The following is a 17879-nucleotide window of genomic DNA, read 5'->3' on the forward strand; positions in this document are numbered from 1 at the left end:
CCGGTCAGGCGGTCAGCGCCGCGACCGCGCTTGCGAAGACCTCCGTATGGCGTTCCACGTCCGCCGTGCTGTGCTGCGGGCTGAACAGCGCCATGTTGTGGAACGGCGTGAGCAGCACACCCCGGTTCAGGGCCCACAGGTGCATGAAGCCCTCGAGGTCTTCGTCGACGGCTGCGGCGGCCGCGGCGCCGTCGCGCGGTGGGGGACAGAACCAGTACTCCGCCCGGCAGCCCAACCTCTGCACGTGCCAGGGCAGGTCGTGCTCGCCGATCACCCCGGCGACGCCGTCGGCGAACTGCTGGGCCAGGGGTACGGCGACCGCGAAGTCCTCCTCGCGCAGGCACGTGGACAGGGTCGCCCTGATCGCCGCCAGCGCCAGGGCGTTGGCGGTCAGCGTGCCGCCGACGCCGGCGACGTCGATCTCGTGACCGAGCATGGGCCCGGAGAGCCGATCGGCCACCTCGGCGCTCATCCCGTACGCCGCTGAGGGCACCCCGCCACCGATCGGCTTGCCGAGCACCACGAAGTCCGGCTCGAGCCCCCAGGCGCGCGTGCACCCGCCCGGACCGGCGCACAAGGTGTGCGTCTCGTCGACGACGAGCAGGACGTCGTGCCGTCGGGTGACCTCACGGACCCCGGCGAGGTAGCCCTCCTCCGGAAGCACGATGCCGATGTTGGTCAGGGCGGGCTCCATCAGCAGGCAGGCGACATCGCCCTCGGCGAGGCGGCGGTCCAGGGCGTCCAGGTCGTTGAAGGGCACGACCGCGGTGGTCTGCGCCACGTCGACCTGCGGTCCGAGAGCCCCGGGCCGCGGGACCACCCGGTCGCCGTCGAGCACGGCGAGGGTCTCGTCGACCGTGCCGTGGTAGCACCAGTCCATCACCGCGATCCGGGGCCGACCGGTCAGGAAACGGGCGAACCGGAGCACGAACCGGTTGGCGTCGGTTGCCGACATCGCCAGCTGCCAGGTCGGCAGCCCGAACCTGCGTGCCAGCTCCTCACCGACCCAGACCGCGTCGGCCGAAGGCAGCATCGTGGTGAGTCCGCGCGACGCCTGGCGGGCGACGGCCTCCGTGACCTGCGGCAAGGCGTGCCCGGTCATCGCGCCGGTGTCGCCGAGGCAGAGGTCGACGTACTCGATGCCGTCGACGTCGGTCAGACGAGCCCCGACGGCGGAGTCGAAGAACAGTGGGAACGCCCCGGGCCACCGGGTCATCCAAGGCATCGGCACCCCCGCAAGCAAGGGGCCGTGGGCCCGCCCCGCGAGCTCGGCCGAACGCGGATGGAGCTCGACGAACCGTTGCTCCTCGACGCTGCGGAGCTCGGCCAGGTGCTGACGGTCGATCATCCCCGCAATCTAGGGCGTCGCAGCTGCCGGTTTCCCAGGTTATGAACCACAACCGCCTCTTCACACACCCCACCCCATGTGTGAAGAGGCAGTTCGGGTTCATGACCTGGGAAACTGCCGAGCCCAACTGCCGAGCCCAAACCGACCCCCAACCGGCCGATCAACGGCTCGCCCCCGTCGGACACAATGTGCTGCGTGGACAACACCCTTCCTGCTGCTCGACCGCGCCAGAAGTACACCGAGGACGGGACGCGGATGCGCGAGGTGCTCACCTACTCCCGGCGGGGTGGGAGGTTCACGCCTTCACAGCAGGAGTCATGGGACGCGCACCACCGCGACTGGGTGATTCCGGAGGAGGCGGTCGACGACCCTGCGTTCAGCTGGAGCGAGGTGTTCGGGCGGACGGCGCCGCTGATCGTGGAGATCGGGTCCGGGGTGGGGGAGGCGACGGCTGTGCTCGCGGCCCAGCGGCCGGAGTGCAACATCGTGGCGCTGGAGGTCTGGCGCCCCGGGGTCGCGCACACGCTCGGTCTGCTCGCGGAGGCGGGGGCGGACAACGTCCGGCTGCTGTCGGTGGACGCGGTCTGGTGCCTCGAGCACCTCTTCGGTCCCGGCGAGGTCGAGGAGCTGTGGACGTTCTTCCCCGACCCGTGGCCCAAGAAGCGCCACCACAAGCGGCGGCTGGTCACCCCGGAGTTCGCCTCGCTGGCGGCCTCCCGGCTGCGCCCGGGCGGCGTGTGGCGGCTGGCGACCGACTGGGCGGAGTACGCCGAGCAGATGCGGGCGGTCCTGGACCAGGAGCCCGCCCTGGAGGGTGGCCGGGTCGAGCGCTGGGAGGACCGGCCGGTCACCAAGTTCGAGCGCAAGGGCGTGGCCGCTGAGCGGGAGATCGTCGACCTCGCCTACCGCCGGCGCTGATCCGCCCCCAGCGGCCTGTGCTCAGCCGTCCTCGACCTGCCAGCTCAGGCCGGCCCGCTCGAGCGCGTGCTCGAGCCGCAGCCGCTCCGCCTCGCGGTCGAGGCCATCGGTGAGCTCGCCGAGGAGCGTGGGCACGTCCAGCGCCTCGGCGGTGCTGATCAGCACGCTGTCGTAGGCGGCGACCACCCCGCGCTGGCGGGCCATCGCCACCCCGGCGCGGGGGGAGCGCACCTCGGGACGCAGCCGGCGCAGGTCGGCGGCCAGTCGTTGCAGCGGCGGCCTCGGCGGCGAGGGATCTGGTGCCGGTGGGAGCAGCTTCGCCCGCCTGCCCAGCGAGCGGCACCCTTCCACCGCGGCACGGGCGTGCAGGGCGCCCGCGAACAGGGCCACCGGGACCAGGGAGATCCCGATGACCTTGGCGAAGCCGATGAGGACGGTGGCGTCCATGAGGCGACGCTAAGCCGCGATCGCGGCTCGGACAAGGCTGGTCTGGACGCCGGACCGGTGCAAGCCGGCAGCTGTCGTGCCTGCGCCCCGGGTATGGGTGTTCCTAGACTTCGGGGGTGAGCGGAGTCGTGGTGCCCGACGCCCGGATCAGCGGGCGGGCCTGGTGGGTCGCCGCGGCGACGATGGCGGCCCTGGTGGCCGCAGCGGGCTTCCGCTCCTCCACAGGGGCCCTCCTGGAGCCGCTGGAGCACGAGTTCGGCTGGTCCCGGGGCATGACCTCGGGCGCCGTCACCCTGAACCTCGTCATCTACGGCCTCACCGCGCCGTTCGCCGCTGCGGTGATGGAGCGGTTCGGCGTGCGACGGGTGGTGGCCGGTGCGCTCGCCCTGGTCTCGCTGGGGGCGGCCCTGACGCTCGTGATGACCGAGGCGTGGCAGCTGTGGTTCCTGTGGGGAGTGCCGATCGGCCTCGGCACCGGGGCGATGGCGCTGGTCTTCGGCGCGATCGTGGCCAACCGCTGGTTCGTCCGGCACCGCGGCCTGGTCACCGGGCTGTTCTCGGCGGCGAGCTCGACGGGCCAGCTGGTCTTCCTGCCGGTGATCGCACACCTCGCGGCCGGGCCCGGGTGGCGTTGGGCGGCCGGTCTGGTCGCGGCGTTCGCGCTGCTGCTGGTCCCGCTGGTGCTCCTGGTGCTGCGCGACCGGCCCTCCGACGTGGGGGAGGTGCCCTACGGCGCGCCACCGTCGTACGTCGAGCCGCCCGCTGCGACCGGTGCCGGCTCGGGTGCCGCGGCCCTGGCGGTCCGGACCCTGCGGGAGGCCGGCCGCACATGGACGTTCTGGGTGCTGTTCCTCACGTTCTGGGTCTGTGGCTGGTCGACGAACGGGCTGATCGGCACCCACTTCATCCCGGCGGCGCACGACCACGGGATGCCGGCGACCACCTCGGCCGGGCTGCTCGCCCTGATCGGCGTCTTCGACATCGTGGGCACGGTCGCGTCCGGCTGGCTCACCGACAAGGTCGATCCCCGCTACCTGCTGTTCGCCTACTACTCGCTGCGCGGGCTCTCGCTGCTCGTGGTGCCCTCGCTCCTGGGGCCTGAGGTCGCGCCCAGCCTGTTCTTCTTCATCGTGTTCTACGGCCTGGACTGGGTGGCGACGGTGCCGCCCACCGTGGCGCTGTGCCGCGACCACTTCGGCCTGGAGCGGTCCGGCGTCGTCTTCGGGTGGGTGTTCGCCTCGCACATGGTGGGAGCGGGCGTCGCCGCGTCGTACGCCGGCTGGATCCGGGAGGGGACCGGCGACTACTTCCTGGCCTGGATGACCGCGGGGGCGATGTGCCTGGGAGCGGCGCTGCTGTGCATGACCATCCCCAGGATGCGTGCCACCCACGGCGCTATCCTTGACGAGGTGGGCCAGGAGAACCCGCAGATCTGAGTTCTCCGGCAGCCCCCACGAGGCCCCCGCGTGCACCCGATTTGGCGCAGGGCGGGTGTCTCTGACAAGATAGTCAGGTTGCTCCGGCGGGATTGCCGGGGCGCGGACATTGACCACTGAACAGGTTTTCCTGAGCTGCTCATCGCAGCAGACGTGGTTGCGCGTTCGCGCCGCACCAGGAGATCCCGTTCAGCCCGGACCCCCGGGCACCACTCCGAAACAACGACCCGCACGAGTTCTGTGTGTGTCGCGCGCTCATCAAGACGCACGACACGCCCGACCGCGGGGGTCGGACGAGACGGAGTGGCAGCAGCGCGGACATCCTCACCGAGGACGTCTGGAGACCAGTCGCAGGACTACGAAGTAAGGACGTTGTTTGATGGCGGGACAGAAGATCCGCATCAGGCTCAAGGCCTATGACCACGAGGTGATCGACACCTCGGCGCGCAAGATCGTGGACACCGTGACCCGTACGGGCGCGAAGGTCGCCGGCCCGGTGCCGTTGCCGACCGAGAAGAACGTCTACTGCGTCATCCGCTCGCCGCACAAGTACAAGGACAGCCGCGAGCACTTCGAGATGCGCACGCACAAGCGCCTCATCGACATCATTGACCCCACACCGAAGACGGTTGACTCGCTGATGCGTCTCGACCTGCCTGCCGGTGTCGACATCGAGATCAAGCTCTGAGGTTCCTGTGAGCACTTTCGAACGCAACGTCAAGGGACTGCTGGGCACGAAGCTCGGCATGACCCAGACCTGGGACGAGAACAACCGCGTCGTCCCCGTAACCGTGGTCGCGGCCGGCACCAATGTGGTGACCCAGGTCCGGACCCCCGAGAAGGATGGCTACAACGCCATCCAGGTTGGCTTCGGCGAGATCGACGGCGCCAAGGTCAACAAGCCGACCGCTGGTCACTTCGGCAAGGCAGGCGTGACCCCACGCCGCCACGTCGTCGAGATCCGCACCAGTGACGCCCCCACCTACGAGGTCGGCCAGGAGCTCAGCCCCGAGCTGTTCGCCGCCGGCCAGGAGGTCGACGTCACCGGGACGAGCAAGGGCAAGGGCTACGCCGGCGTCATGAAGCTGCACGGCTTCCACGGTGTCGGTGCCTCTCACGGTGCCCACAAGAACCACCGCAAGCCGGGCTCCATCGGCGCCTGCGCGACCCCGGGCCGTGTCTTCAAGGGCACGCGCATGGCTGGTCGCATGGGTAGCGACACCGTGACCACGCAGAACGTCACCGTGCACGCCGTGGACGTGGAGAAGGGCCTGATCCTCCTCAAGGGTGCCGTTCCCGGCGCCAAGGGTGGGCTGGTCATCATCCGCTCGGCAGCCAAGAAGACCCAGGAGGCCGGCGCATGACCGCGAAGACTGTCAAGGTTGATCTCCCCGCCGAGATCTTCGACGTCGAGACGAACATCCCGCTGATCCACCAGGTCGTGGTGGCCCAGCAGGCAGCGGCCCGTCAGGGCACGCACTCCACCAAGAGCCGCGGCGAGGTTCGCGGCGGTGGCCGCAAGCCGCACAAGCAGAAGGGCACCGGCCGCGCCCGTCAGGGCTCGACCCGCGCCCCGCAGTTCGTCGGTGGTGGCGTCGTCCACGGCCCGCAGCCGCGTGACTACGACCAGCGCACCCCCAAGAAGATGAAGGCCGCCGCCCTGCGCGGTGCCCTCTCCGACCGGGCCCGCGCCGGACGCGTCCACGTGGTGGAGTCCCTCGTCGGTGGCGACAAGCCCTCGACCAAGGACGCCGTCGCAGCGCTGGCCGGCCTCGCCGGCGAGCGTCGCCAGCTGGTCGTGCTCGTCCGTGACGACGCGCTGACCTGGCTCTCGCTGCGCAACGTGGCCTCGGTGCACCTGCTCGCCGTCGACCAGCTCAACACCTACGACGTGCTGCTGTCCGACGACGTGATCTTCACCCAGGACGCCTACGACGCCTTCGTCAACGGCACCGCGTCGTCCAGCGTTCGCAAGGCGACCATCGTCGAGGCCCCGGCCAACGACGCGGTCATCGAGGACGCCCCCGCTGAGACGCCCGTGGAGGACGAGAAATGAGCACCCTGCACAAGGACCACCGCGACGTCCTGATCGCACCGGTCGTGAGCGAGAAGAGCTACGGCCTCCTCGACGCGAACAAGTACACGTTCCTGGTCCACCCGGACGCGAACAAGACCGAGATCAAGATCGCGGTCGAGAAGATCTTCGACGTGAAGGTCACCTCGGTGAACACCATGAACCGCACCGGCAAGACCCGGCGTACCCGTACCGGCACCGGAAAGCGCAAGGACACCAAGCGCGCGATCGTCAGCCTCGCAGAGGGTCACCGCATCGACATCTTCGGAGGACCGGTCTCCTGACCGGCATCCGCTGAGAACTGACTGAGGTAAAGACATGGCAATCCGCAAGTACAAGCCGACCACCCCGGGCCGTCGTGGCTCGTCGGTCGCTGACTTCGTCGAGATCACCCGGACCACGCCGGAGAAGTCCCTGGTCAAGCCGCTGCCCAAGAAGGGCGGCCGCAACAACCAGGGCCGGATCACCACCCGGCACCAGGGTGGCGGCCACAAGCGGGCCTACCGGGTGATCGACTTCCGTCGCTACGACAAGGACGGCGTCCCGGCGAAGATCGCCCACATCGAGTACGACCCGAACCGCACCGCACGCATCGCGCTGCTGCACTACGCCGACGGCGAGAAGCGCTACATCATCGCTCCTCTCGGCGTCAGCCAGGGCACCGCGATCGAGGCCGGTCCCACCGCCGACATCAAGCCGGGCAACAACCTGCCGCTGCGCAACATCCCCGTCGGTACGACGATCCACTGCATCGAGCTCCGGCCCGGTGGCGGTGCCAAGATCGCCCGTTCCGCCGGTAACAGCGCGCAGCTCGTCGCCAAGGAGGGGTCCCGCGCACAGCTGCGGATGCCCTCCGGTGAGATGCGCTACGTCGACGTCCGCTGCCGTGCCACCATCGGCGCGGTCGGCAACGCCGAGCAGTCGAACATCAACTGGGGCAAGGCCGGCCGGATGCGCTGGAAGGGCCGCCGCCCGACCGTCCGTGGTGTCGTCATGAACCCGGTCGACCACCCGCACGGTGGTGGCGAGGGCAAGACCTCCGGTGGTCGCCACCCGGTTTCACCCTGGGGCAAGGCCGAGGGCCGCACGCGCAAGCGCAAGGCCAGCGATGCCCTGATCGTCCGTCGCCGCAAGTCCGGCAAGAAGCGCTAAGAGATAGCGCGGAAGGTAGAGCCCAGAGATGCCTCGCAGCCTGAAGAAGGGCCCGTTCGTCGACGACCACCTGATCAAGAAGGTGGACGCGCAGAACGACGCCGGAACCCACACCGTGATCAAGACCTGGTCGCGCCGCTCGATGATCGTGCCGTCCATGATCGGTCACACGCTGGCCGTGCACGACGGACACAAGCACGTCCCGGTGTTCGTGACCGACTCGATGGTCGGCCACAAGCTGGGCGAGTTCGCCCCGACCCGCACCTACCGCGGGCACGTGAAGGACGACCGGAAGAGCCGCCGCCGCTGACGCGGCGTCGCAAGGAGAGATACAGCAATGAGCGTTACAGATCGCAGGCGCACGAGCGCCCGACGTGACTCGCTGCTCGGTGACCAGCCGGGCGCCTTCGCCAGCGCGCGCTTCGTCCGGATCACCCCGATGAAGGCGCGTCGAGTCGTGGACATGGTCCGCGGGCTCCCTGTCGACGATGCCCTGGCACTGCTGCAGTTCGCGCCGCAGGCCGCCAGCGAGACCGTCTACAAGGTGCTCGAGAGCGCCGTGGCCAACGCCACGACGACCGAGGACCTCGCCCGCGGCACTCTGGTGGTCAGCAAGGCGACCGTCGACGAGGGCCCCACGATGAAGCGGTGGCGACCGCGTGCGCAGGGCCGGGCCACCCGGATCAACAAGCGCACCAGCCACATCACCCTGGTGGTGCAGCCCGCAGTCGAGTCGACCACGCAGCAGACCAAGAAGAAGGGACGGACCGCCTGATGGGTCAGAAGATCAACCCGAACGGGTTCCGCCTCGGTATCTCCACCGACCACAAGAGCCGGTGGTACGCCGACAAGCTCTACAAGTCCTACGTCGGCGAGGACGTCGCGATCCGCAAGCTGCTCTCCAAGGGCATGGAGCGGGCCGGCATCTCCAAGGTCGAGATCGAGCGCACCCGGGACCGCGTGCGGGTGGACATCCACACCGCTCGCCCGGGCATCGTCATCGGTCGCCGTGGCGCTGAGGCCGACCGCCTGCGCAGCGAGCTCGAGAAGCTGACCGGCAAGCAGGTCCAGCTGAACATCCTCGAGGTCAAGCAGCCCGAGATCGATGCACAGCTGGTCGCCCAGGGTGTCGCCGAGCAGCTCTCCGGCCGCGTGCAGTTCCGTCGCGCGATGAAGAAGGCCATGCAGACCTCGATGCGCTCGGGTGCCAAGGGCATCCGGATCCAGTGCTCGGGCCGTCTCAACGGTGCCGAGATGTCGCGCTCGGAGTTCTACCGCGAGGGCCGCGTGCCCCTGCACACGCTGCGCGCCGACATCGACTACGGCTTCTACGAGGCCCGCACCACCTTCGGCCGCATCGGCGTGAAGGTGTGGATCTACAAGGGCGAGGTCGCCGGCACCCGTGCCGAGCGCGAGGCCCAGGCAGCTGCCCGTGCAGGTGCTCCCGGCCGTGGCCGCGGAGCGGCCGGCGGCGCCAGGGGAGACCGTGCGAGCGACCGCCCGACCCGCGGTTCCCGCGGCGCCGGTGCGGGAGACCGCCCGACCCGCGCTGACCGTGCGGGCGCCCCCGCGACCGAGACCGCTGCGGCTCCCGCCGCCGAGGCACCGGCCGCCGCGACCACCGGAACGGAGGCCTGAGTCCCATGTTGATGCCCCGCAGGGTCAAGCACCGCAAGCAGCACCACCCCAAGCGCACCGGCGCAGCCAAGGGCGGCACGAAGCTCTCCTTCGGAGACTTCGGCATCCAGGCGACCGAGCCGGCGTACGTCACCAACCGCCAGATCGAGTCGGCGCGTATCGCGATGACTCGTCACATCAAGCGTGGCGGGAAGGTGTGGATCAACATCTACCCCGACCGTCCGCTGACCAAGAAGCCCGCCGAGACCCGCATGGGTTCCGGTAAGGGTTCGCCCGAGTGGTGGGTGGCCAACGTCAAGCCCGGCCGTGTCATGTTCGAACTGGCCGGAGTCGACGAGGACGTCGCTCGCGAGGCGATGCGCCGCGCGATCCACAAGCTCCCGATGAAGTGCCGGTTCATCAGCCGTGAAGCAGGTGATTTCTGATGGCGACAGCCCATGAACTCGACGACCTGAACGACGTCGACCTCGAGTCGAAGCTGCGTGAGGCCAAGGAGGAGCTGTTCAACCTCCGGTTCCAGGCCGCCACCGGTCAGCTCGAGAGCCACGGCCGCCTCAGTGCGGTCAAGAAGGACATTGCCCGGATCTACACCGTGGTGCGTGAGCGCGAGCTCGGCATCCGGACGGCCCCGGGCTCCAAGGCACAGTCTGAGGAGGTTGGCGCATGAGCGAGAACCCGGTAGTCGAGGGCTCCGTGGAGGAGCGCTCTGCGCGCAAGGTCCGTGAAGGCCTGGTCGTGAGCGACAAGATGGACAAGACCGTGGTCGTGTCCGTGGAGGACCGCGTCAAGCACGCGCTGTACGGCAAGGTCCTTCGGCGCACGAGCAAGCTGAAGGCCCACGACGAGCAGAACGACTGTGGCATCGGAGACCGCGTCCGGATCATGGAGACCCGTCCGCTGAGCGCCACCAAGCGCTGGCGCGTCGTGGAGATCCTCGAGAAGGCGAAGTAGGAGAACTAAGACATGATCCAGCAGGAGTCGCGACTCAAGGTCGCCGACAACACGGGTGCGAAGCAGATCCTCTGCATCCGCGTGCTCGGCGGCTCTGGTCGGCGCTACGCCGGCATCGGCGACGTCATCGTCGCCACCGTCAAGGACGCGATCCCCGGCGGCAACGTCAAGAAGGGCGACGTCGTCAAGGCCGTCATCGTGCGCACCGTCAAGGAGCGTCGTCGTGCGGACGGCTCGTACATCCGCTTCGACGAGAACGCAGCAGTGATCCTCAAGAGCGACGGGGAACCCCGTGGAACGCGCATCTTCGGCCCTGTGGGCCGCGAGCTGCGCGAGAAGAAGTTCATGAAGATCATTTCGCTGGCACCGGAGGTGCTCTGAGATGAGCGTCAAGATCAAGAAGGGTGACACCGTCAAGGTGATCGCCGGCAAGGACAAGGGCGCCGAGGGCAAGGTCATCCAGGTGCTCCGCGAGGAGCAGCGGGTGATCGTCGAGGGCGTGAACCGAGTCAAGAAGCACACCAAGGTCGTGAACCAGGGCGGTGCGGCAAGCACCGGCGGCATCGTGACCGCCGAGGCGCCGATCCACATCTCCAACGTGATGGTCGTCGACGGCGACGGGATCACCCGCCTCGGCTCCAAGCGGGTGGAGACGACGAAGCGCCGCTCCGACGGCTCGACCTACCAGGCCGAGCGCAGCGTGCGCATCTCCCGGAAGTCCGGAGAAGAGATCTGATGAGTGAAGCAATGACCGAGATCAACAGCGACCAGTCGGCCGAGGCGTCTGCCGGACCGCGGATGAAGGTGCGCTACCGCGAGGAGATCATCCCCGCGATGCGCGAGCAGTTCGGCTACGCCAACGTGATGATGGTCCCCGGCCTGACCAAGATCGTGGTCAACATGGGCGTGGGCGAGGCTGCTCGCGACTCCAAGCTGATCGAGGGCGCCGTCAAGGACCTCACCGCGATCACCGGCCAGAAGCCGCAGGTCACCAAGGCCCGCAAGTCGATCGCCCAGTTCAAGCTGCGCGAGGGGATGCCGATCGGCGCCCACGTGACGCTTCGCGGCGACCGCATGTGGGAGTTCCTGGACCGCCTGCTCGCGCTGGCGCTGCCCCGTATCCGCGACTTCCGTGGACTCTCGGACCGCCAGTTCGACGGCCGTGGCAACTACACCTTCGGTCTGACCGAGCAGGTCATGTTCCACGAGATCAACCAGGACAAGGTCGACCGCTCGCGCGGCATGGACATCACGGTGGTGACCACCGCGACGAATGACGACGAAGGCCGGGCACTGCTCAAGAAGCTCGGTTTCCCGTTCAAGGAAGGCAACTGACATGGCAAAGACCGGACTGAAGGTCAAGGCCGCACGCAAGCCCAAGTTCGCGGTGCGCGGTTACACCCGGTGCCAGCGGTGCGGGCGGCCCAAGGCTGTCTACCGCAAGTTCGGCCTCTGCCGGATCTGCCTGCGGGAGATGGCGCACGCCGGCGAGCTGCCCGGCGTGACCAAGAGCTCCTGGTGATCCCCACCCGCTCGATCACCGCCTGACCACCAACCAATGATCGCTACAGGTCGCCCTGAGACGCAGGGCGAAACCGGAGTGGAGAAAGGGCCGAGACGGCCATGACAATGACTGACCCGATCGCAGACATGCTCACGCGTCTGCGCAACGCCAACCAGGCGTACCACGACTCGGTGTCGATGCCTTACAGCAAGCTGAAGCAGGGCGTTGCCGAGATCCTCAAGCAGGAGGGGTACATCACCTCCTTCGAGGTCCACGACCACGAGGACGTGGTCGGCAAGACGCTCGACATCCAGCTCAAGTACGGCCGCAACCGCGAGCGCTCCATTGCCGGCGTACGCCGGATCAGCAAGCCGGGCCTGCGCGTGTACGCCAAGCACACCGCGCTGCCGAAGGTGCTCGGGGGCCTCGGCGTCGCAATCATCTCGACCAGCCAGGGTCTGCTCACCGACCGTCAGGCCAACAGCAAGGGCGTAGGTGGGGAAGTCCTCGCCTACGTCTGGTGACCAGGAACCAGGAGGAATAGCAATGTCACGAATTGGCAAGCTGCCCGTCCCGGTTCCGTCCGGTGTCGACGTGCAGGTGGATTCCCAGACCGTCACGGTCAAGGGGCCCAAGGGCACCCTGAGCCACACGGTCGCTTCCCCGATCACCGTCGAGAACGGTGACGGAGCCCTCGAGGTGAAGCGTCCCAACGACGAGCGCCAGAGTCGGTCCCTTCACGGCCTGACCCGCACGCTCATCAACAACATGGTCATCGGTGTCACCGACGGCTACGAGAAGAAGCTCGAGATCGTCGGCGTGGGTTACCGCGTGCTCTCCAAGGGCCCCACCCAGCTGGAGTTCCAGCTCGGCTACTCGCACTCGATCACGTTCAACGCCCCTGACGGCATCACGTTCACCGTCGAGGGACCCACGAAGCTCGGTGTCCAGGGCATCGACAAGCAGCTCGTCGGCGAAACTGCGGCCAAGATCCGCAAGCTGCGCAAGCCGGAGCCCTACAAGGGCAAGGGCGTGCGTTACTCCGGAGAGCACATTCGCCGCAAGGTCGGAAAGGCTGGTAAGTGACGATGGCTATCGCACTCAAGACTGGCAAGCACACGTCGGCTCGCGTCGCCTCGCGCACGCGTCGCCAGATCCGTGGTCGCAAGAAGATCAGCGGCACCACCGAGCGTCCCCGCCTGGTGGTCACCCGTTCGTCCAAGCACATCACCGTGCAGCTCGTCGACGACCTGGTGGGCAAGACCATCGCGTATGCCTCGACCATGGAGGCCGACGTGCGCTCGAGCGAGGGTGACAAGACCGCCAAGGCTCGCAAGGTCGGCGAGCTCGTGGCCGAACGCGCGAAGTCGGCCGGAGTCCAGGGCGTGGTCTTCGACCGCGCCGGCAACAAGTACCACGGTCGCGTCGCGGCCCTGGCTGACGGCGCCCGTGAGGGCGGCCTGACCTTCTGATGGCGAGTGGTGCAGACATGACATTCAAGGGAGTTATCTCATGAGCGGATCCCAGCAGCGCGGTCAGCGCGCAGGTGGCGGCCGCGGCGGCCGTGACGGTGGTCGCGGCGGCCAGCAGGAGAAGAGCCAGTACATCGAGCGCGTCGTGGCCATCAACCGCGTCGCCAAGGTCGTCAAGGGTGGTCGTCGCTTCAGCTTCACCGCCCTGGTGATCGTCGGTGACGGCGACGGCATGGTCGGCGTGGGCTACGGCAAGGCCAAGGAAGTTCCCGCGGCCATCGCCAAGGGTGTCGAGGAGGCGAAGAAGTCCTTCTTCCGCGTCCCCCGCATCCAGGGCACCATCCCTCACCCCGTCCAGGGTGAGAAGGCCGCCGGCGTCGTGTTCCTGCGTCCCGCGTCCCCCGGTACCGGTGTGATCGCCGGTGGCCCGGTGCGCGCGGTGCTCGAGTGCGCCGGCATCCACGACGTCCTGAGCAAGTCGCTCGGCTCCTCGAACCAGATCAACATCGTGCACGCCACGATGGAGGCCCTGCGTTCCCTCGAGGACCCCGCAGCCGTCGCCGCCCGGCGCGGAATGCGCGTCGAGGACGTTGCTCCGGCAGCGATGCTCAGGGCTCAGGCCGAGGGCATCGAGGCCGCCCGGACCGAGAAGGCAGGGGTGCAGTGATGGCCCGCCTGAAGGTCGAGCAGATGAAGTCCACCATCGGCTGCAAGCAGAACCAGCGCGACACCCTGCGCTCGCTGGGTCTCAAGCGGATCGGTGACGTGGTCGTCAAGGAGGACCGCCCCGAGTTCCGGGGCATGGTCCACACCGTCCGTCACCTGGTGACGGTCACGGAAGTTGACGGAGAGGTTGACTCCAAATGAGCTTGAAGCTGCACCACCTGCGCCCTGCCCCCGGCGCCAAGACCGCGAAGACCCGTGTGGGTCGCGGTGAGGCCTCCAAGGGCAAGACCGCCGGTCGCGGTACCAAGGGCAGCCAGGCCCGCAACCAGATCCCGGCAGGGTTCGAGGGCGGCCAGATGCCCATCCACATGCGTCTCCCCAAGCTGCGCGGGTTCAAGAACCCGTTCAAGGTGGAGTTCCAGGTGGTGAACCTGGACCGCGTCAGCGCGCTGTTCCCCGAGGGGGGCACCATCAGCGTCGACGACCTGGTCGCCAAGGGTGCCGTCCGCAAGGGCCAGCCCGTCAAGGTGCTGGGCCAGGGCGACATCACGGTGGCCGTCCAGATCACTGCTGACCGTTTCTCCGGCTCTGCCAAGGAGAAGATCGCGGCTGCCGGTGGCACCGCGACCGAGCGCTGAGCGCGAGACGTCAATCGCCGACAGGGCGGGACGATCATCACACCTAGACCCGTGATGATCCTCCCGCCCTGTTAGGCTTCCACGGGTTCGGTCCCGACTGAACCTGTCTGCGGGTCAGTCCGCCGGCTAGACCAGTCGATTTCCGAAAGAGGAGCACGTGCTAGGCGCCTTCGCCAACGCTTTCCGGACACCGGACCTGCGCAACAAGCTGCTGTTCGTGCTGTTCATCGTCGCCCTTTTCCGTCTGGGGTCACAGATCCCGACGCCGGGTGTGCACGTCCCCAACGTCCAGGCCTGCTTCGACCAGACCAAGGACAGCGGCATCTACGGGTTGATCAACCTGTTCTCCGGTGGCGCGCTGCTGCAGCTGACCGTGTTCGCGCTCGGGATCATGCCCTACATCACCGCGAGCATCATCCTGCAGCTGCTGGTGGTGGTGATCCCACGCCTGGAGGCCCTGAAGAAGGAGGGCCAGTCCGGGCAGACCAAGATCACCCAGTACACCCGATACCTCACCCTTGCCCTGGCGATCCTGCAGGCCACCGGCATCGTCGCGCTGGCCCGCACCGGCAACCTCCTCCAGGGGTGCACCAAGCCGCTGCTCTACGAGGACACCACGCTGATCGCGATGCTGATGGTGCTCACCATGACCGCCGGCACGGCGATCATCATGTGGTTCGGCGAGCTGATCACCGAGCGCGGCATCGGCAACGGCATGTCGATCATGATCTTCACCCAGGTCGTCGCCACCTTCCCCGCCTCCCTGTGGGGCGTGCAGAAGGCCAAGGGCCCCTGGATCTTCGGCGCCGTGCTCCTGATCGGCCTGGTGGTGATGGCCGCCGTGGTCTTCATCGAACAGGCGCAGCGTCGGATCCCGGTGCAGTATGCCCGCCGGATGGTCGGCCGCAAGATGTTCGGGGGCTCCTCGACCTACATCCCGCTCAAGGTCAACCAGGCCGGCATCATCCCGGTCATCTTCGCCTCGAGCCTGCTCTACCTCCCAGCGATGGCGGTGCAGTTCAACCAGAACTCGACGTCGCCCTGGGTGCGCTTCATCTCCACCTACTTCGTCAGCGGATCCCACCCCCTGTACATGCTGGCGTACTTCCTGCTGATCATCTTCTTCACCTACTTCTACGTCGCGATCACCTTCAACCCCCAAGAGGTCGCGGACAACATGAAGCAGTACGGCGGTTTCATCCCCGGGATCCGGGCAGGCAAGCCGACCGAGGAGTACCTCTCCTACGTCCTGTCCCGCATCACGCTGCCGGGTGCGCTCTACCTGGGTCTGCTGTCGCTGATCCCGTTGGTCGCCCTGGTCCTTGTCGGCGCCAACCAGAACTTCCCCTTCGGTGGCACCTCCCTGCTGATCATGGTCGGTGTCGCACTCGACACCGTGAAGCAGATCGAGAGCCAGCTCCAGCAGCGCAACTACGAAGGATTCCTGCGATAAATGCGAATCATCCTGATGGGCCCCCCCGGGGCCGGCAAAGGCACCCAGGCCAAGGGCGTCGCTGAGCACTTCGGCATCCCGGCCATCTCCACCGGCGACATCTTCCGCCACAACGTCTCCGAGGGCACCGAGCTCGGGGTCAAGGCCAAGCAGTTCATGGACGCGGGGGAGTACGTCCCCGACGAGGTCACCAACCTGATGGTGCGCAACCGCATCGACGAGGCGGACGCCGCACCGGGGTTCCTGCTCGACGGCTACCCGCGCACGGTGGCCCAGGTCGAGGAGCTCGACGGGATGATCAAGCACACCGGGCACGAGCTCGACGCCGTCGTGGTGCTGACCGTCGACCCCGAGGAGCTCGTCCAGCGGCTGCTCCAGCGCGCGCAGACCGACGGCCGCTCCGACGACACCGAAGAGGTCATCCGGCGCCGCCAGGAGCTCTACGTCGAGCAGACCGAGCCGCTGATCGAGGTCTACCGCAAGCGCGGACGACTGATCGAGGTCGACGGCATGGGTGAGGTCGGCGAGGTCACCGAGCGGATCTTCAAGGCGCTCCAGGACGTCAACGAGAGCTGATCATGGGTTTCCGTGACCGCGGCGTGGAGATCAAGACGCCCGCCCAGATCGAGAAGATGCGGGTCGCCGGTCGCCTCGTCGGCGAGACCCTGGAGCTGCTGCGCGCCTCGGTACGGGCCGGCATCACCACCGGCGAGCTCGACGCCATCGCCGAGGAGAACATCCGGACCGGGGGCGGCGTACCCTCCTTCCTCGGCTACGGGCACCCGCCCTTCCCCGCCAGCATCTGCGCCTCGGTCAACGACGAGGTGGTGCACGGCATCCCGGGGGCCCGGACGCTGGAGGACGGAGACGTCATCTCCATCGACTGCGGCGCGATCGTCGACGGCTGGCACGGCGACGCCGCGATCACGGTCGCGGTCGGCGAGGTCCGGCCCGACGTGCTGGAGCTGATGCGAGTGACTGAGGGGTCCATGTGGGCCGGGTTCGCCGCGGCCCGCCTCGGCGGCCGGGTCACCGACATCTCCCACGCCGTGGAGAGCTACGTGCGCTCCCAGCCCCATCCCGGCGGCGGGGAGTACGGCATCCTCGAGGACTTCACCGGGCACGGCATCGGCACCGCGATGCACCAGCCGCCGAACGTCCCGAACTACGGTCGTGCCGGTCGCGGTCCCAAGCTGGAGCGCGGCCTGGCGCTGGCCGTGGAGCCGATGATCACCCTGGGCAGCAAGTACACCGACATCGCCGAGGACGAGTGGACGGTCGTCACCGACGACGGCAGCTGGGCGGCGCACTTCGAGCACAGCTTCACCCTGACCCCGGACGGCGCGTGGATCCTCACCGCTGTCGACGGCGGCAAGGCGAAGCTGACCGAGCTCGGGGTCCCGTACGGCGGGGACTGAATGCCCGAAACCAGACCCTTCCTGCTGCTCTCGATCCGCGGTGAGGAAGCCGCCGCTGCGAACGAGTACGACTCCTTCCGACGCTTCACCGGCCTGGCCGAGGCCCAGCTGCCGCTGGTGAACCTCGCCCACGAGGACCTGCCCCGCATCGACCTCGACGACTGGTCCGGGATCCTGCTCGGCGGGGGACCGTGGAACGCCAGCGACCCCCAGGACTCCAAGTCGCCTGAGCAGGTGCGCGCCGAGCAGGCGATCTCGGCGCTGCTCGACGAGGTGGTCCGCCGTGACTTCCCGTTCCTCGGTGCCTGCTACGGCATCGGCACCCTGGGGCTGCACCAGGGCGGGGTGGTCGACCGCAGCTGGCCCGAGCCGGTCGGCCCACTGTCGGTGAGCCTGACCCCGGAGGGGGAGGCGGACCCGGTGTGCGCCGGCCTACCGGTCGAGTTCGCGGCGTACGGCGGTCACAAGGAGTCGATGCTGCGACTGCCACCCGGCGCGGTGCAGCTCGCCACCTCGCAGGCCTGCCCGGTGCAGGCCTTCCGCGTGGGCAACAACGTCTACGCCACCCAGTTCCACCCCGAGCTCGACGACGAGGGGATCTGCACCCGCATCGAGGTGTACAAGGACGCCGGCTACTTCGACCCCGGCGAGGCCGAGAGCCTCAAGGAGGCCTCCCGTGCCGTCGAGGTCGTCCACCCGATGACGATGCTCGCCAACTTCGTGCGGCTGCACCGGCGCTGATCGGGCGTATCGCCCAAGACGGG

The 17879-nt window shown here is 68.2% G+C and carries 29 protein-coding genes; 27 read left to right on the forward strand and 2 right to left on the reverse strand.

Annotation, left to right across the window (positions count from 1 at the left end; genetic code table 11):
* Nucleotides 1-4: 4 nt before the first annotated feature.
* Entirely contained in the window at nucleotides 5-1348 is a 1344-nt protein-coding gene (locus AC4BGC_RS01355; RefSeq protein WP_490554022.1) for a transaminase, read from the reverse strand.
* 186 nt (nucleotides 1349-1534) lie between these two features.
* Between AC4BGC_RS01355 and trmB the strand changes: the two genes are divergently transcribed.
* Nucleotides 1535-2266, forward strand: coding sequence for a tRNA (guanosine(46)-N7)-methyltransferase TrmB (gene trmB, locus AC4BGC_RS01360; protein WP_490546541.1), 732 nt, complete (start codon nucleotides 1535-1537; stop codon nucleotides 2264-2266).
* A gap of 21 nt (nucleotides 2267-2287) precedes the next feature.
* On the opposite strand, the gene AC4BGC_RS01365 is transcribed toward trmB, so the two are convergent.
* Complete coding sequence (locus tag AC4BGC_RS01365) at nucleotides 2288-2713, reverse strand: hypothetical protein (RefSeq protein WP_490546540.1); 426 nt, start codon at nucleotides 2711-2713, stop codon at nucleotides 2288-2290.
* A gap of 116 nt (nucleotides 2714-2829) precedes the next feature.
* Between AC4BGC_RS01365 and AC4BGC_RS01370 the strand changes: the two genes are divergently transcribed.
* The 26 genes from AC4BGC_RS01370 (at nucleotide 2830) to AC4BGC_RS01495 (ending at nucleotide 17856) form a co-directional block, all read left to right on the forward strand.
* Nucleotides 2830-4149 (forward strand): MFS transporter, encoded by a 1320-nt coding sequence (locus AC4BGC_RS01370; protein WP_490554023.1) that lies wholly within the window; start codon nucleotides 2830-2832, stop codon nucleotides 4147-4149.
* A 379-nt stretch (nucleotides 4150-4528) separates the two neighbouring features.
* On the forward strand, nucleotides 4529-4837 hold the full coding sequence (rpsJ, locus tag AC4BGC_RS01375) for a 30S ribosomal protein S10 (protein ID WP_008360994.1): 309 nt from the start codon (nucleotides 4529-4531) through the stop codon (nucleotides 4835-4837).
* 7 nt (nucleotides 4838-4844) lie between these two features.
* Complete coding sequence (rplC, locus tag AC4BGC_RS01380) at nucleotides 4845-5513, forward strand: 50S ribosomal protein L3 (protein ID WP_490546538.1); 669 nt, start codon at nucleotides 4845-4847, stop codon at nucleotides 5511-5513.
* On the forward strand, nucleotides 5510-6205 hold the full coding sequence (gene rplD / locus AC4BGC_RS01385; RefSeq protein ID WP_490546537.1) for a 50S ribosomal protein L4: 696 nt from the start codon (nucleotides 5510-5512) through the stop codon (nucleotides 6203-6205). Before rplC ends, rplD begins: the two co-directional genes overlap by 4 nt.
* On the forward strand, nucleotides 6202-6507 hold the full coding sequence (gene rplW, locus AC4BGC_RS01390; RefSeq protein WP_490546536.1) for a 50S ribosomal protein L23: 306 nt from the start codon (nucleotides 6202-6204) through the stop codon (nucleotides 6505-6507). The genes rplD and rplW overlap by 4 nt, the downstream gene beginning before the upstream one ends.
* A gap of 34 nt (nucleotides 6508-6541) precedes the next feature.
* Nucleotides 6542-7375 (forward strand): 50S ribosomal protein L2, encoded by an 834-nt coding sequence (gene rplB / locus AC4BGC_RS01395; RefSeq protein ID WP_490546535.1) that lies wholly within the window; start codon nucleotides 6542-6544, stop codon nucleotides 7373-7375.
* A gap of 28 nt (nucleotides 7376-7403) precedes the next feature.
* Nucleotides 7404-7685, forward strand: coding sequence for a 30S ribosomal protein S19 (gene rpsS / locus AC4BGC_RS01400; RefSeq protein WP_490546534.1), 282 nt, complete (start codon nucleotides 7404-7406; stop codon nucleotides 7683-7685).
* Nucleotides 7686-7712: 27 nt separating this feature from the next.
* Nucleotides 7713-8150 (forward strand): 50S ribosomal protein L22, encoded by a 438-nt coding sequence (rplV, locus tag AC4BGC_RS01405; protein ID WP_490546533.1) that lies wholly within the window; start codon nucleotides 7713-7715, stop codon nucleotides 8148-8150.
* Nucleotides 8150-9013, forward strand: a complete 864-nt coding sequence (rpsC, locus tag AC4BGC_RS01410) for a 30S ribosomal protein S3 (RefSeq protein WP_490546532.1) — start codon at nucleotides 8150-8152, stop codon at nucleotides 9011-9013. The genes rplV and rpsC overlap by 1 nt, the downstream gene beginning before the upstream one ends.
* 5 nt (nucleotides 9014-9018) lie before the next feature.
* Nucleotides 9019-9438, forward strand: coding sequence for a 50S ribosomal protein L16 (rplP, locus tag AC4BGC_RS01415; RefSeq protein WP_490546531.1), 420 nt, complete (start codon nucleotides 9019-9021; stop codon nucleotides 9436-9438).
* The gene (gene rpmC, locus AC4BGC_RS01420) at nucleotides 9438-9680 is read left to right on the forward strand and encodes a 50S ribosomal protein L29 (RefSeq protein WP_490546530.1); all 243 of its coding nucleotides are present in this window, start codon (nucleotides 9438-9440) and stop codon (nucleotides 9678-9680) included. The genes rplP and rpmC overlap by 1 nt, the downstream gene beginning before the upstream one ends.
* Nucleotides 9677-9964, forward strand: coding sequence for a 30S ribosomal protein S17 (gene rpsQ, locus AC4BGC_RS01425; protein ID WP_490546529.1), 288 nt, complete (start codon nucleotides 9677-9679; stop codon nucleotides 9962-9964). Before rpmC ends, rpsQ begins: the two co-directional genes overlap by 4 nt.
* A 12-nt stretch (nucleotides 9965-9976) precedes the next feature.
* Nucleotides 9977-10345 (forward strand): 50S ribosomal protein L14, encoded by a 369-nt coding sequence (gene rplN / locus AC4BGC_RS01430; protein WP_490546528.1) that lies wholly within the window; start codon nucleotides 9977-9979, stop codon nucleotides 10343-10345.
* A gap of 1 nt (nucleotide 10346) precedes the next feature.
* Complete coding sequence (gene rplX, locus AC4BGC_RS01435) at nucleotides 10347-10700, forward strand: 50S ribosomal protein L24 (RefSeq protein ID WP_490546527.1); 354 nt, start codon at nucleotides 10347-10349, stop codon at nucleotides 10698-10700.
* Nucleotides 10700-11299 carry a 50S ribosomal protein L5 gene (gene rplE / locus AC4BGC_RS01440; RefSeq protein ID WP_490546526.1) on the forward strand — a complete coding sequence of 200 codons (600 nt, stop codon included), beginning with the start codon at nucleotides 10700-10702 and terminating at the stop codon, nucleotides 11297-11299. The genes rplX and rplE overlap by 1 nt, the downstream gene beginning before the upstream one ends.
* 1 nt (nucleotide 11300) lies before the next feature.
* Nucleotides 11301-11486 (forward strand): type Z 30S ribosomal protein S14, encoded by a 186-nt coding sequence (locus AC4BGC_RS01445; protein WP_027860504.1) that lies wholly within the window; start codon nucleotides 11301-11303, stop codon nucleotides 11484-11486.
* A 101-nt stretch (nucleotides 11487-11587) separates the two neighbouring features.
* A complete protein-coding gene (rpsH, locus tag AC4BGC_RS01450) occupies nucleotides 11588-11992 on the forward strand; it encodes a 30S ribosomal protein S8 (protein ID WP_490546525.1) in 405 nt (134 codons plus the stop codon).
* Between the two features lie 22 nt (nucleotides 11993-12014).
* Nucleotides 12015-12554, forward strand: a complete 540-nt coding sequence (rplF, locus tag AC4BGC_RS01455) for a 50S ribosomal protein L6 (RefSeq protein WP_490546524.1) — start codon at nucleotides 12015-12017, stop codon at nucleotides 12552-12554.
* A gap of 2 nt (nucleotides 12555-12556) precedes the next feature.
* Nucleotides 12557-12940 carry a 50S ribosomal protein L18 gene (rplR, locus tag AC4BGC_RS01460; RefSeq protein ID WP_490546523.1) on the forward strand — a complete coding sequence of 128 codons (384 nt, stop codon included), beginning with the start codon at nucleotides 12557-12559 and terminating at the stop codon, nucleotides 12938-12940.
* A 40-nt stretch (nucleotides 12941-12980) separates the two neighbouring features.
* On the forward strand, nucleotides 12981-13607 hold the full coding sequence (gene rpsE / locus AC4BGC_RS01465; RefSeq protein ID WP_490546522.1) for a 30S ribosomal protein S5: 627 nt from the start codon (nucleotides 12981-12983) through the stop codon (nucleotides 13605-13607).
* Nucleotides 13607-13807 carry a 50S ribosomal protein L30 gene (gene rpmD, locus AC4BGC_RS01470; protein ID WP_490546521.1) on the forward strand — a complete coding sequence of 67 codons (201 nt, stop codon included), beginning with the start codon at nucleotides 13607-13609 and terminating at the stop codon, nucleotides 13805-13807. The genes rpsE and rpmD overlap by 1 nt, the downstream gene beginning before the upstream one ends.
* The gene (rplO, locus tag AC4BGC_RS01475; protein ID WP_490546520.1) at nucleotides 13804-14244 is read left to right on the forward strand and encodes a 50S ribosomal protein L15; all 441 of its coding nucleotides are present in this window, start codon (nucleotides 13804-13806) and stop codon (nucleotides 14242-14244) included. The genes rpmD and rplO overlap by 4 nt, the downstream gene beginning before the upstream one ends.
* 157 nt (nucleotides 14245-14401) lie before the next feature.
* A complete protein-coding gene (gene secY / locus AC4BGC_RS01480; protein WP_490546519.1) occupies nucleotides 14402-15697 on the forward strand; it encodes a preprotein translocase subunit SecY in 1296 nt (431 codons plus the stop codon).
* The gene (locus AC4BGC_RS01485) at nucleotides 15698-16273 is read left to right on the forward strand and encodes an adenylate kinase (protein ID WP_490554024.1); all 576 of its coding nucleotides are present in this window, start codon (nucleotides 15698-15700) and stop codon (nucleotides 16271-16273) included.
* A gap of 2 nt (nucleotides 16274-16275) precedes the next feature.
* Nucleotides 16276-17115 (forward strand): type I methionyl aminopeptidase, encoded by an 840-nt coding sequence (map, locus tag AC4BGC_RS01490; protein WP_490554025.1) that lies wholly within the window; start codon nucleotides 16276-16278, stop codon nucleotides 17113-17115.
* Entirely contained in the window at nucleotides 17116-17856 is a 741-nt protein-coding gene (locus tag AC4BGC_RS01495; RefSeq protein ID WP_490554026.1) for a glutamine amidotransferase, read from the forward strand.
* The last annotated feature ends 23 nt before the right edge of the window (nucleotides 17857-17879 follow it).

It is taken from the genome of Nocardioides sp. Z38_18, assembly GCF_058215695.1.

Bases quoted from the DNA above. Each gene is read 5' to 3' on its own strand.
- rpsS (WP_490546534.1), top strand. From the start codon at position 7,404: ATGCCTCGCAGCCTGAAGAAGGGCCCGTTCGTCGACGACCACCTGATC.
- rpmC (WP_490546530.1), top strand. From the start codon at position 9,438: ATGGCGACAGCCCATGAACTCGACGACCTGAACGACGTCGACCTCGAG.
- AC4BGC_RS01495 (WP_490554026.1), top strand. From the start codon at position 17,116: ATGCCCGAAACCAGACCCTTCCTGCTGCTCTCGATCCGCGGTGAGGAA.
- AC4BGC_RS01485 (WP_490554024.1), top strand. From the start codon at position 15,698: ATGCGAATCATCCTGATGGGCCCCCCCGGGGCCGGCAAAGGCACCCAG.
- rpsQ (WP_490546529.1), top strand. From the start codon at position 9,677: ATGAGCGAGAACCCGGTAGTCGAGGGCTCCGTGGAGGAGCGCTCTGCG.
- rpsC (WP_490546532.1), top strand. From the start codon at position 8,150: ATGGGTCAGAAGATCAACCCGAACGGGTTCCGCCTCGGTATCTCCACC.
- rpsE (WP_490546522.1), top strand. From the start codon at position 12,981: ATGAGCGGATCCCAGCAGCGCGGTCAGCGCGCAGGTGGCGGCCGCGGC.
- rplE (WP_490546526.1), top strand. From the start codon at position 10,700: ATGAGTGAAGCAATGACCGAGATCAACAGCGACCAGTCGGCCGAGGCG.
- rplF (WP_490546524.1), top strand. From the start codon at position 12,015: ATGTCACGAATTGGCAAGCTGCCCGTCCCGGTTCCGTCCGGTGTCGAC.
- rpsJ (WP_008360994.1), top strand. From the start codon at position 4,529: ATGGCGGGACAGAAGATCCGCATCAGGCTCAAGGCCTATGACCACGAG.
- rplN (WP_490546528.1), top strand. From the start codon at position 9,977: ATGATCCAGCAGGAGTCGCGACTCAAGGTCGCCGACAACACGGGTGCG.
- rpsH (WP_490546525.1), top strand. From the start codon at position 11,588: ATGACAATGACTGACCCGATCGCAGACATGCTCACGCGTCTGCGCAAC.
- rplD (WP_490546537.1), top strand. From the start codon at position 5,510: ATGACCGCGAAGACTGTCAAGGTTGATCTCCCCGCCGAGATCTTCGAC.
- rplW (WP_490546536.1), top strand. From the start codon at position 6,202: ATGAGCACCCTGCACAAGGACCACCGCGACGTCCTGATCGCACCGGTC.
- map (WP_490554025.1), top strand. From the start codon at position 16,276: ATGGGTTTCCGTGACCGCGGCGTGGAGATCAAGACGCCCGCCCAGATC.
- rplB (WP_490546535.1), top strand. From the start codon at position 6,542: ATGGCAATCCGCAAGTACAAGCCGACCACCCCGGGCCGTCGTGGCTCG.
- rplX (WP_490546527.1), top strand. From the start codon at position 10,347: ATGAGCGTCAAGATCAAGAAGGGTGACACCGTCAAGGTGATCGCCGGC.
- rplO (WP_490546520.1), top strand. From the start codon at position 13,804: ATGAGCTTGAAGCTGCACCACCTGCGCCCTGCCCCCGGCGCCAAGACC.
- AC4BGC_RS01445 (WP_027860504.1), top strand. From the start codon at position 11,301: ATGGCAAAGACCGGACTGAAGGTCAAGGCCGCACGCAAGCCCAAGTTC.
- rpmD (WP_490546521.1), top strand. From the start codon at position 13,607: ATGGCCCGCCTGAAGGTCGAGCAGATGAAGTCCACCATCGGCTGCAAG.
- trmB (WP_490546541.1), top strand. From the start codon at position 1,535: ATGTGCTGCGTGGACAACACCCTTCCTGCTGCTCGACCGCGCCAGAAG.
- AC4BGC_RS01355 (WP_490554022.1), bottom strand. From the start codon at position 1,348: ATGATCGACCGTCAGCACCTGGCCGAGCTCCGCAGCGTCGAGGAGCAA.
- AC4BGC_RS01365 (WP_490546540.1), bottom strand. From the start codon at position 2,713: ATGGACGCCACCGTCCTCATCGGCTTCGCCAAGGTCATCGGGATCTCC.
- rplR (WP_490546523.1), top strand. From the start codon at position 12,557: ATGGCTATCGCACTCAAGACTGGCAAGCACACGTCGGCTCGCGTCGCC.
- rplV (WP_490546533.1), top strand. From the start codon at position 7,713: ATGAGCGTTACAGATCGCAGGCGCACGAGCGCCCGACGTGACTCGCTG.
- rplP (WP_490546531.1), top strand. From the start codon at position 9,019: ATGTTGATGCCCCGCAGGGTCAAGCACCGCAAGCAGCACCACCCCAAG.